The following is a 12023-nucleotide window of genomic DNA, read 5'->3' on the forward strand; positions in this document are numbered from 1 at the left end:
AGTAAAATCATTTATATAGCCACAACTTATGCCAGCATTTCCCTGATCTTGGTGACCAGCTCTCCTTTGGTAATAGGTACGCCCATAATTTTATGATACCCCTGAGCATCAATCAGATACTGATCACGTATGATTTTGATCAGCTGTCCGTTGTTGATTTCCGGAATGAGTACTTTATCGTAACTGTGCAGGATTTCGCCCAGGTTTTTAGGGAAAGGACGCAGGTGACGGATATGTGCATGTGCCACTTCATGGCCTTCTGCCAACAATTCCAGTACTGCACTTTTTATAGAACCATAGGTAGATCCCCATCCCAGCACCAGAATTTTTCCTTTTTCCGGACCGAGTTCAATTTTTTGTAATGGAATATGATCAGCAATCTTATCTACTTTCTCCTGGCGGATCTTCACCATTAACTGGTGATTTTCCGGATCGTAGCTGACATTACCGGTGATATTCTGTTTTTCCAGGCCACCAATACGGTGTTCCAGACCAGGTGTACCAGGAACGGCCCATGGACGCACCAGGTTTTCATCACGGTGATAAGGCAGGAAATTCTCCTCTCCTTCTTCCAGTCCTTTTTTGAATTTCACTTCAATTTCGGGCAGGTCAGCTGCTTTAGGGAAACGCCATGGTTCAGCACCATTGGCAATGTACCCGTCGCTGAGGAAGATAACCGGTGTCATGTGTTGTACTGAGATACGGAATGCTTCAAATATAGCTTCGAAACAATCCGCCGGTGTACTGGCAGATATTACTGGCATCGGGCACTCCCCGTTACGGCCATAATATGCCTGTAACAGATCCGACTGCTCCGTTTTAGTAGGTAAGCCCGTAGAAGGGCCACCACGTTGAATATCGATGATCAGTAACGGAATTTCCAGCATTACTGCCAATCCCATGGCTTCGCCTTTCAGCGCCATACCCGGACCGGAAGTAGTGGTAATACCCATATGGCCGCCGTAAGAGGCACCAATAGCGGAAGTAATACCAGCAATTTCATCTTCTGCCTGGAAGGTACGTATGCCAAAGTTTTTGAAGCGACTTAGTTCATGAAGAATATCGGAAGCCGGTGTAATAGGATAAGTTCCGAGGAATAATGGCAGGTTAGCCTTTTGTGAAGCTGCTACCAGTCCGTACGACAGCGCGGTATTCCCCGTAATGCTGCGGTAGGTACCTGGTTCCATCCTGGCTTTTTCCACACGATAGCGGGTGGTGAAAGCTTCCACTGTGTCAGCAAAATTATAGCCGGCATGCAGTACTCTCAGGTTACTTTCCAGTATTTCCGGTTTTTTACCAAACTTCTCCTTCAGGAAAGTTTCTGTATTTTCCATGTTACGGTCGTACAGCCAGTAGAGGAAGCCGAGCACAAACATATTTTTTGCGCGGTCTTTCTCTTTCATACCCATGTTGATGTCTTTCAGCGCTTCGCGCGTCATTTTGGTAACATCCATGGTATGCAACTGGTAATCTACCAGTGAGCCATCTTCCAGGGGATTTACACCCTCCGGATAATTAGCCAGGCGCAGGTTTTTTGCATCAAAGCCGTCTGTATTGGCCAGGATAATACCGCCTCTTTTCAGCCCTTTCAGATTGGCTTTTAAAGCAGCAGCGTTCATGACTACCAGTACGTCACAGGCATCTCCTGGTGTAAATATTCTGTTAGAAGAAAAATGAAGCTGAAATCCGCTCACGCCCGGCAGTGTACCTATCGGGGCACGTATTTCTGCGGGGAAATCCGGGAATGTGCTCAGGTCATTGCCAAATAAAGCGGTATTATTTGAAAACTGGGTACCCGTTAACTGCATCCCGTCTCCACTGTCACCCGCAAATTTTATCACTACATCCTCCAGCTGTTGAATCGAAGTATTAGGCATCTATATTCTTTTAAGGTATTCTTTTTAAAGGTGTAAATTTAGGTAATCGGCAGGTAGTAACCCCACATCTATTAAGATTGATCCTGATTTGAATACAAAAGTACACAACTTTGGTAGACTATTATTACAGGAATCTGTTATTCCTATTACTTCTTGTTATGGGTGATAACAGGAAGTTATTGCCTATAAAATGCTAATTTTGTTACAATTTATATCCCGCAAATATCGTGATATCAAATCAAATCGTATTTTTAACCCATAAATTTTAAACTATACTTTATGGCACTATTTCAATCGAACAACCCTGTACTTAAACAAAGTGTATTTGATAAAGCACCGCATATTGCAGGTGAAACAATGACCATCCGTGGTACTGTGAACAAAATGTCTTTTCTGCTGATCATGTTAATGGCAGCGGCCGTATATTCCTGGGGCGAGTTCGCTAAAGGTAGCAGCAGTGTGATGGCACTGGCAATAGGTGGCGCTATCGGTGGTTTTATCCTCGCTATGGTAATTATCTTCAAAAAGGAATGGGCTCCATACATTGCTCCTGCTTATGCTATTGCTGAGGGCTTATTTCTGGGCGCTATCTCTGCTATGTTTAACAGCCAGTATCAGGGCATTGTATTACAGGCAGTAGGACTTACTTTCGGCACTTTCATAGCGATGCTGATTTTATATCGTACCGGTGTAATCCGCGCTACAGAACGTTTTAAATCTATCGTTTTTACCGCTACCCTTGGCATTGGTATCTTTTACCTCATTGCACTTGCACTGCGTATGTTCCATATAGAAATGCCACTTATTCATAGCAGTGGTACTTTTGGAATTATATTTTCACTGGTCGTAGTCAGCATTGCCGCACTAAACCTCATTCTTGATTTTGATATGATAGAACAAGGTGCTGCACAAGGTGCACCCAAATATTTTGAGTGGTACGCATCTTTTGGTCTGATGGTAACCCTGGTATGGTTATACCTGGAAATATTGCGTCTGTTGAGCAAATTGAACAGAAAATAATAACAAAAATTATATGCATAAAAGCCGTCTCAAAAAATTGAGGCGGCTTTTTTATTTTGTTAATGTCTTCCAAAAAAATTGTTAAAGAAAAGATGATTGCATTTAATGGCACCGTAATTGCAAAAATAGTTTTCAATAATGCATTTCCAAGCATATAAAGTATAACAGTGCAGCACACGCTAAAACAGATGCATATACCGTTATCATAAAAACAAAGGCATCATTTAAACCTGCAACTGTTACAGCTATTAAAGTGGATAATAGAAAATCCACTGATGTGCGGGAGATTCAATTAGCATATTAAACAAGAGCAATAGTTTGTTTTCATAGGGGTTAATCAAAAGCCGGTTCCGTACGTCTGTACGGCCGGCTTCTTTTTTTGCCTTATTTCCTTCACGATCATAGGGGTAAATATTTCCGCAGCCGTCATTCTTTAAACACCCCCTTTAAAAAGATGATGACAAAGAAACAAGTTGTTATTGCATATACCAGTTTAAGTCTAGGATGGGTGCTGTTGATGGTAGCTATCTTTAGCGTTATACTTTCCGGTTGCACCAAAGATAATATTTCCGGTTCCGGCAATGTAGTGTCGCAAACCCGCAATACAGCAACTTTTGCAGATGTGGATATATCCGGACCATTTGAGGTGCACCTCTTGCAGGAGGATACTGCTGCAGTAGAAATAAAAGCTGAAGATAATATTATAGATGTGATAGAAACCGGTGTCAGCAACAACGGATTGTTTGTACGCATCAGGAATCATGTAAATATCCGGCATCATTTACCTATCCGGATATATGTGCACAATCGTCTTTTTCAGCGTATAACTTTTGATGGTTCTGGTTCTCTGGAAAGTAAGGATACCATACATACTTCGTTGTTTAAGTATGAATTAAACGGCAGTGCCAACGCATCTTTATTGCTGGTTACTACAGATCTTACCACCACTATTAACGGATCGGGCAATATTACTATGAAAGGCAGTGCTGTAACGCTGGATAGCGATATTAATGGTAGTGGGAATATAGCAGCGTTGGATATGTCTGTGCAAAATGCCAACATTACTATTCGTGGTTCCGGTGAACATTCGATATGTGCTGCGAAAACACTCAATGCCAATATTTACGGTAGTGGCAATATTACGTACACGGGTGCTGCAAAAGTAAATGCAGATATAAAAGGGTCGGGGAAATTAATCAAACTGTAGTGCCATAAATTTTCGTATAGTCTACACTGTTATGCTGTCTGTGGTTTTAACAGTAAAGGCCCCCGCTATTGCGAGGGCCTTTTATTTATTTTATAAGCAGGGCTTTAATTAAGCACCACCTAATTTACATTTCTGCAGTACTTCCCATGATTTACCGTTGTGACGGAGGAAGTAGAGGTTGTTTACCTTAAAGGTAGCCTCGTATTCCTTGTTTTCATAGTCAGGCCATGCTTTGTTAAACTGATCGTCTTCCAGGTCTTTGAAAGCCACGGTAACGTGTGGAGTAAATCCTGTGCGTGCCAGCATGGTGCTGAATCCAAATTCCTTACGCAGGAAGTTGATCAGCTGACGGTGCATTGCAGACATGGTTTCACTTTTTTCCACGTTGATGAACAGTACACGGTTTTGTTTATTCGGGAAAGTACCGAAGCCTTTTAATGAAACTTCGAAAGGTGCCTGTGTTTTGGCAAAATCGGTCAGTTCATCGCAGAAAGCTTTTTCCAGTGCCGGATCAGCCGTGAAAGGTACTTGCAGGGTAATATGCGGCAACACTTTCAGTGCGTACATAGGACCATATGATTCTGCAAATTCCTGTTTGATTTTTATGATTTCTTTACCTACTTCAGCTGTTGGCAGCAAAGCGATAAAGTATATTTTGTTATCAGGTTTTGGTTCAAAGCGTTGAGGTCTTCCACCCTGTCTTGGGTTTCCGCCACCGCGGTATCCACCGCCGCCGCCACCGCCACGGTTGTAGCCACCGCCACCACCGCCACGATCGTAACCACCGCCGCCGCTGCTACCGCCACGGTTGTAACCACCGCCGCCACCGCCGCGATCGTATCCACCACCGCCACTGCCGCCACCACGGTTGTAACCACCACCGCCGCCACTGCCGCGATCGTATCCACCGCCGCCGCTGCCACCGCGATCGTATCCGCCGCCGCCACTGCCGCCACGATTGTAACCACCGCCGCCGCTACCACCGCGATCGTATCCACCACCGCCGCTTCCGCCGCGATCGTATCCACCACCGCCGCTGCCACCACGATTGTAGCCGCCACCACTGCCGCCATCACGGTTGTAACCACCGCCACTTCCGCCGCCGTAGCCGCCGCTGCCACCACTGCCGCCGCGATAGCCACCACCGCCGCTTCCGCCGCGATCGTATCCACTACCACCACCGCCGTTATAGCCGCCGCCTGCGCCGTCACGGTTGTAACTGCTGCTACCGCCATCACGGTTGTAGCCACCACTTCCGCCTTCACGGTTGTAACCACCACTTCCGCCTTCACGGTTGTAGCCGCCACCTGTGCCGCCATCACGATTGTAGTCTGTACGCGGACGATATCCGCCTTCACGATTGTAACCTGGACGGCTTTCTGATGAGCCTCCACTGTTGTAGTCGGGTTTGCCGCCTTCCCGCTCGTTATTTAAGTTGGGTTTGTCATCGCCTTTCTCCTTATTGGGATCATTCTCTTTGTTGGTATCAGAAGAGTAAGGCCTGCGGGGGCGTTCGTTTCTCTCAAAATTCATCTTACTTAATTAAGCGTTTGAAGCAATATTAGCTATGATTTCATAAAAATGAAATACGTCCTGATAGGAATTATACAAGGGTGCCGGTGAAACCCTTATAACTCCGGGCTCTCTCCAGTCAACGATTATACCGGCATCCGTCATTCGTTGATGTATCTCTTTACCTTTGCCTAGGAAGAGCAAAGATAACTGAGCGCCACGTTCATTACAATTTTCTGGTGTAATAATTTGGAAATTTATGCCTTTTAACTGTCGCAACAGGAATTCTAGATAATTGGTCATTCCAATGCTTTTGCTACGTAAAGCGCCGATACCGGCTGCTTCAAATAATTCCAGGGATGCTTTCAGGCTTACCATATTAAACACCTGAGCGGTGCTTTGTTGCCATCCTTCAGCTTCTTTTTTAGGCACAAACCCCTTTTCCATTTTAAAACGAGCACTCTCTTCGTTACCCCACCAGCCACCTAAGCGAAAAAATTCGCGGTTGCCGGCATGTTTTTCGTGAACAAATGCGCCACCTACCGCGCCGGGACCACCGTTCAGGTACTTATATGAGCACCAAACGGCAAAATCTACTTCCCAATTGTGCAATTCTACCGGTATATTTCCAGCTACGTGTGCCAGGTCGAAACCTGCGTAAGCGCCTGCATCATGTGCAGCTGCTGTAATAGCGGGTATATCAAAAAACTGTCCGGTATAATAATTTATACCTCCAAATAAAACTAATGCTAAGCTATCACTTTCTCTGTTAATAATCTCTAAAATATCTTCCAATCTTATCAAATGTTCTCCCACTCGCGGGGAAACCTCTATGATAGCGCTTTCCGGATCATAACCATGCATTTTCACCTGCGTTTCTACTGCATACTGATCGCTGGGAAAGGCACCTGCCTCCATTAACACCTTAAACCGCTGTTTAGTTGGCCGGTAAAAGCTCAACATTATTAAGTGCAGATTTACGGTTAGTGTATTCATTACCGTTAACTCCTGCTGGCTGGCTCCTAAAAGAGCTGTTAATGGCTTACTGCAATACTGTTGATAATATAACCAGGGGTTCTTTGCTGCCCAATAACCCTCCACTGCACACTGTTGCCAATCGGCTAACTCCTGATCTATGGCTGCTTTCACATTCTTAGGCTGTAATCCGAGTGAGTTTCCACATAAATAAATAGCATCCTTTCCTTTACGCTGTGGAAAATAAAACTGATCTCTGAATTTATATAGTGGATCCTGTTGGTCCCTCTCTTTAGCAAACGCTAATGATGCTACGTACTCCATGGTCTTCCAATCTTGCGCCTTCGTAAGCTTTTAATGGCGGATTTCTACTGTATTATCAAGTTGTATCTTATTCTTAGTTCTCCTCTTAATATAAAACAGACAAGCGGGCCTAACTGTTTAAACAGACTGTATCTTTTAATATCTTATTTCTTGTTTTCTCATATGGCATATAAGGCTAAGGCTGTATATGGCTAGTAACGTGTTAACTGTCTGATGACTCAAAAGTAATAAAGGCTATTCAATTGCCGGCCATTCCAAATGTTAAAATTTGTTAATGAGAGCAAAAAAGATATTTCTGACGACAATATACAAAAAAAATCCGTCCCGAAGAATCGGGACGGAGACTGTTAACCTACAACTGTTACACTGTATTAATAAAAAATCTTAATTAACTGAGATTCCCTCTACTTTCTTTGCCAGTACCTGCTCCTCTGATTCTTCTGGTTCCGGGAAGAAATTATATGCTTTGGGAGATAAATACTTAGGATCGTGCATTTTTCTCACCTCCTCTCTCTTCATAAATATTTTTATAAATAATACCAGGAAAGGCACGTATTTCAAGCCTCTTGGCATATTATACCTATCCAGCACATCTATAGAACGCTTGTTCATGGCGTACATCACCGGCACCAGGATCAGGGTGAGGAAGGTGGCAAACACCAACCCAAATACCATGGTCCAGGCCAGTGGTCCCCAGAAGGCCACGTTATCGCCCCCAAAGAAGATATGCGCTTTAAACTCACTGAACAGGGAGGCAAAGTCGATATTGAAGCCTACTGCCAGCGGGATCAGTCCCAATATAGCCGCAATAGCGGTAAGGATTACGGGCGTCATACGTGTTTTACCTGCCTCTACAACAGCCTCATACACAGGCATTTTCTGCTGGATCAACAAATCCGTAAACTCTACCAGCACGATACCATTACGTACCACAATACCTGCCAGCGCCATAATACCCACACCAGTCATTACTATGGAAATGCTCATTTTGAAGATGGCAAAACCAAGGAATACACCGATAATACTGAATAAAATTTCCATGAAGATGATCAACGGACGCCCTATAGAGTTAAACTGGGTAACCATGATCATCAGAATTAAGCCAAAAGCACCGAGCATGGCCATCAATAAGAAATTCATTGTTTCCTGCTGGTCTTCCTGCTCACCGGTCATTTTGATCAATACCCCATCAGGACGTACAAAACCATGCAGCGCCGTTTCTATATGTTGTACTACCTCATTGGCATTAAAACCGGTTAACACATTGGAATACAGTGTGATCACCCGTTTCTGGTCTATACGTTTAATACCCGCATAGGTGTTGGAATAATGGATATCAGCCACTGCCGACAGCGGTACCTGACGGATAGCGCCACCCATATTCATATCACGGTATACCAGGTTAAGATTCATCAGGTTGTTAATATTATTACGCTGATCCTCTCTTAATCTTACCATGATCTTGTATTCATCCTTCGCATCACGGATCTTGGAAGCTTCAAAGCCAAACAGTGCGGTGCGGAGTGCGCCGCCAATCTGCCGGGTAGAAATACCTTCATTATTGGCTCTTTCCCGGTCTATGCTTACTACGATTTCCGGTTTGTTAGCTTCAAAATCACTTTTCAATTCTTCCACACCACCTATCTGTAAGGAATCCAGATAACGTTTAAGCCTAAACGAAGTGTTAGTGAGGTCATCAAAATTATCACCGGTGATTTCGATATTAACAGGCTTACCTGTTGGCGGGCCGCCCTGCTCCTGCTCTACCGTGATATTGGTACCGGGAATACCTTTTACTGCATCACGGATTTTATCGAGATACTGTACTGTAGACTGTCCGTTTCTCGCCCCAAATTCTACAAAGGCTACTGTTACTTTGCCTTTCTGTGGCTGTACGCTCAAATCCATTTGAGAAGGATCTCCTGCACCTTTGGCCACATTGGAAATGATAGATTCCACAATAGGATTGTTGGTACCCACCACTTTGGTAATGCGGTTCTCTACAATATGTGTGATAGAATCTGTATACTTCTGATCAGTACCGTTTGGTAATTCAATGTATGTATAGATGAAGTTAGGATCTGCCTGCGGGAAGAACACGACTTTTGGATTTCGTATACCTATTAATACAATACTGAAAATCAGCAATCCAAATGTGCTCAACACAATCCATACAGGACGCCAGCCGAGCAAACACCATTTGAGCATTTGTTTGTAACGGTTCTGCACTTTAGGCCAGAACCCATGCTGGAAGCGGCGTGCCACGCCACCTAACCAGAAACGTTCCAGTACAATAACAAGGTACAGGAAGATCACAAAATTGCCTACCCCCTTGCTGCCATTGGCATAACCAATGAGCGCCAGGAATGCAAATACTCCACTCAGGATGGCAAACTTTTTATCGAATTTAGGTTTAGGATGATTTTCTCCTTCATGACGATCCATGAAATCCACTGCAAATACAGGATTGATGATATACGCCACTATCAGTGAAGCACCCAGTGTAGTGATCAACGTTACCGGTAAATAAAACATGAATTTACCGATCACACCAGGCCAGAACAGCAATGGTACAAATGGCGCCAATACCGTCAGGGTTCCTGAAAATACCGGCAAAAACACCTCTCCTGCCGCTATCTTGGCTGCTTTCACAATGCCCAGCTCCTTTCGTTCATTATATATACGGTGTACATTTTCTATCACCACAATCGCATCATCTACCACAATACCTAATGCCAGCAGGAAGGAAAACAGTACCATCATATTCAGCGTGAACCCATAGGTGGGCATCAGCAGGAATGCGATGAACATGGATATTGGTACAGACAAGGCCACAAAGATGGCATTGACTGCACCCATAAAAAACATGAGGATCAATGTTACCAGCAGGAATCCGATAATGATGGTATTGATCAGATCATGTAATGTTACGCGGGTAGATTTTGACTGATCCGCTGTAACGGTTACATTCAGGCCTTTCGGGAAATAGTTGGCCTGCATATCTTTGGTGATAGCCTGGATTTTATCAGAAGCATCAATCAGGTTTTTACCACTCTGCTTAATAACGTTCAGCGTGATTACATTTTTTCCGGCCAGGCGTGCATAACTTTCCTGCTCCAGGAAACCATCCACCACATTCGCTATATCCTTGAGATATACGGTAGCGCCGGATTGGCCACGCACAATGATATTACCGATCCTGGAAGGATCTTTATATTCCCCTTTTACACTGAGGGTGCGCTTTTGTCCGTCCATAGCAACCAAACCACCAGAGATGGTGATATTCTCTCCCTGTATGGCGCCTATGATATCATCAAAACTGATTTTAGCCGCATCCATTTTGTATTTGTCCACGTTGATCTGGATTTCACGTTCCAGTTCACCCACCAGGTCCACACGGGTAATTTCATTCAGTGCCTCAATGCGGTCCTTCATTTCATCTGCATACTTTTTCAGGGTTGGCAAATCAAAGTCACCGGAGAGGTTTACGTTCATGATAGGAATCTGCGACACGTCGATCTTTATTATCTGCGGCTCCTGGGTAAGGTTTTGCGGCAGATCTTTCTTTGCATCATCTACTTTCTCCCGCACTCTTTGTCTTGCTGCTTCTATATCTTCATTCGCATTAAATTCAATGGTGATAGCAGAGAAATCCTGCATAGAAGTACTCTTGATCTTCTTTACACCAGAGATCCCGTTCAATGCTTTTTCAATTGGTTTGGTCACCGTAGTTTCCATATCTTCCGGCGAAGTACCAGCATTGATGGTATTGATATAGAACTGTGGAAACACTACCTCCGGAAACTGTTCCTTAGGCAGACTGATATATGAAAGTATACCTGCGAGCGCAATGATAACGGTGGCCACATAAATGCTCACCTTATTATCAATGGCCCAACTGGTAGGCTTAAATTCTTTATGGATATTGTCTTGCATAAACTTGGTTTTGGCTGTTACAGTCAGCTTTATAATTTAATCAGGTCGTTATCGTTCAGCCCCTGAAAACCGGTAGTGATAATTTTATCACCCTTCCCCAAACCATCCTTGATTTCTGCTTTATCATTATAGGTACGACCCAGTTCTATTGCTTTACGTTGAGCCACCAGTTTGCCATTGGCGCCTTGTGCTACAATTACATAAGGCTTACCGGCAGAATACTGGATAACGCTCACCGGAATAACTACTGCATTCTTTGAAGTATAGTCAATCACTTTAATGTGTACAATCATATTAGGACGCAGTGCATTATCTCCTTTCAGTGGTACTTCTATTTTGATAGTGCGGCTGAGCGGATCAATGGTTCTGGAGGCAAAACCAATGCTGCTGCGTATTTCGCGGTTTATATCTGGGAAAGACAATATCACAGCGTCGCCTGCTTTGAGTAAACCGGCATAAGCTTCTGCAACGTTGGCCGTAACTTTCAGGTTATTGGCATTTACAACACGAAATGCCGCTGTACCTGGTGTTGCATTATCACCCACTTTGGCAATCACCGCATCTACGGTGCCGCTGATAGGTGCGATGATGCGTGTTTGTGCCTGTTGATCCTGCAGGGTAGCTACTTTCCTTTCCAGGCCTTCCTTTTGATTTTTAGCATTCAGGTATTGCAGTTCAGACCCTATTTTCTGTGACCAGAGGTTCTTTTGTTTTTCGAATAAGGTGTTAGCGAGATCGAGCTGGGTGCGGAGTTCGGCCATATTAGCTTTCAGTACCTGGTCATCTACCTGCGCCAGTGTTTGTCCCTGGCTTACTGCCTGGCCTTCTTTCACAAAAATATTTGTAATAACGCCTGGTACACGTGCAGATACGTTCACATTTTCACGGGCATCCACGCTACCCTGCACATCAATATAATGTTCAAATAAAGTATCTCTTACTTCTGTTACTGTCACATCTTTCATCTTTACCACACTATCATTCTTACCTACTTCTTTTTCAAGTGCAGCAATTTTTTTATCAATGTCTTCATTGTACTTAACCTTATCCTGTTTAAGTTTCTGTAACTGATCTGCTTTGTTACCGCCGCCGCCACCGCAGGAGGCCAGGATAATAGTGATGACGGGAATAAGGAAGAAATATCTTTTAGTCATATAATTAGTAGTGAATGG

General features: G+C 44.0%; 7 protein-coding genes. 2 read left to right on the top strand and 5 right to left on the bottom strand.

The window, feature by feature from the left end; all coding sequences use genetic code 11:
- Positions 1-26 precede the first annotated feature (26 nt).
- Positions 27-1877: a 2-oxoacid:acceptor oxidoreductase subunit alpha gene (locus CLV51_RS00950; protein WP_106526141.1), complete on the bottom strand. Its 1851-nt coding sequence runs from the start codon at positions 1875-1877 to the stop codon at positions 27-29.
- Between the two features lie 279 nt (positions 1878-2156).
- Between CLV51_RS00950 and CLV51_RS00955 the strand changes: the two genes are divergently transcribed.
- Together CLV51_RS00955 and CLV51_RS00960 are read left to right on the top strand one after the other, a co-directional pair.
- Positions 2157-2897: a Bax inhibitor-1/YccA family protein gene (locus tag CLV51_RS00955; protein WP_106526142.1), complete on the top strand. Its 741-nt coding sequence runs from the start codon at positions 2157-2159 to the stop codon at positions 2895-2897.
- A gap of 454 nt (positions 2898-3351) precedes the next feature.
- Positions 3352-4104, top strand: a complete 753-nt coding sequence (locus tag CLV51_RS00960; protein ID WP_106526143.1) for a head GIN domain-containing protein — start codon at positions 3352-3354, stop codon at positions 4102-4104.
- Between the two features lie 108 nt (positions 4105-4212).
- On the opposite strand, the gene CLV51_RS29730 is transcribed toward CLV51_RS00960, so the two are convergent.
- The 4 genes from CLV51_RS29730 to CLV51_RS00985 form a co-directional block, all read right to left on the bottom strand.
- Positions 4213-5637: a 2'-5' RNA ligase family protein gene (locus CLV51_RS29730; protein WP_281261511.1), complete on the bottom strand. Its 1425-nt coding sequence runs from the start codon at positions 5635-5637 to the stop codon at positions 4213-4215.
- A gap of 9 nt (positions 5638-5646) precedes the next feature.
- Complete coding sequence (gene kynU, locus CLV51_RS00975) at positions 5647-6915, bottom strand: kynureninase (RefSeq protein ID WP_106526144.1); 1269 nt, start codon at positions 6913-6915, stop codon at positions 5647-5649.
- Positions 6916-7299: 384 nt separating this feature from the next.
- Entirely contained in the window at positions 7300-10851 is a 3552-nt protein-coding gene (locus tag CLV51_RS00980) for an efflux RND transporter permease subunit (RefSeq protein WP_106526145.1), read from the bottom strand.
- 29 nt (positions 10852-10880) lie between these two features.
- Entirely contained in the window at positions 10881-12005 is a 1125-nt protein-coding gene (locus CLV51_RS00985) for an efflux RND transporter periplasmic adaptor subunit (protein ID WP_106526146.1), read from the bottom strand.
- Positions 12006-12023: the final 18 nt, after the last annotated feature.

It is taken from the genome of Chitinophaga niastensis (assembly GCF_003014755.1).
Lineage (GTDB): Bacteria > Bacteroidota > Bacteroidia > Chitinophagales > Chitinophagaceae > Chitinophaga > Chitinophaga niastensis.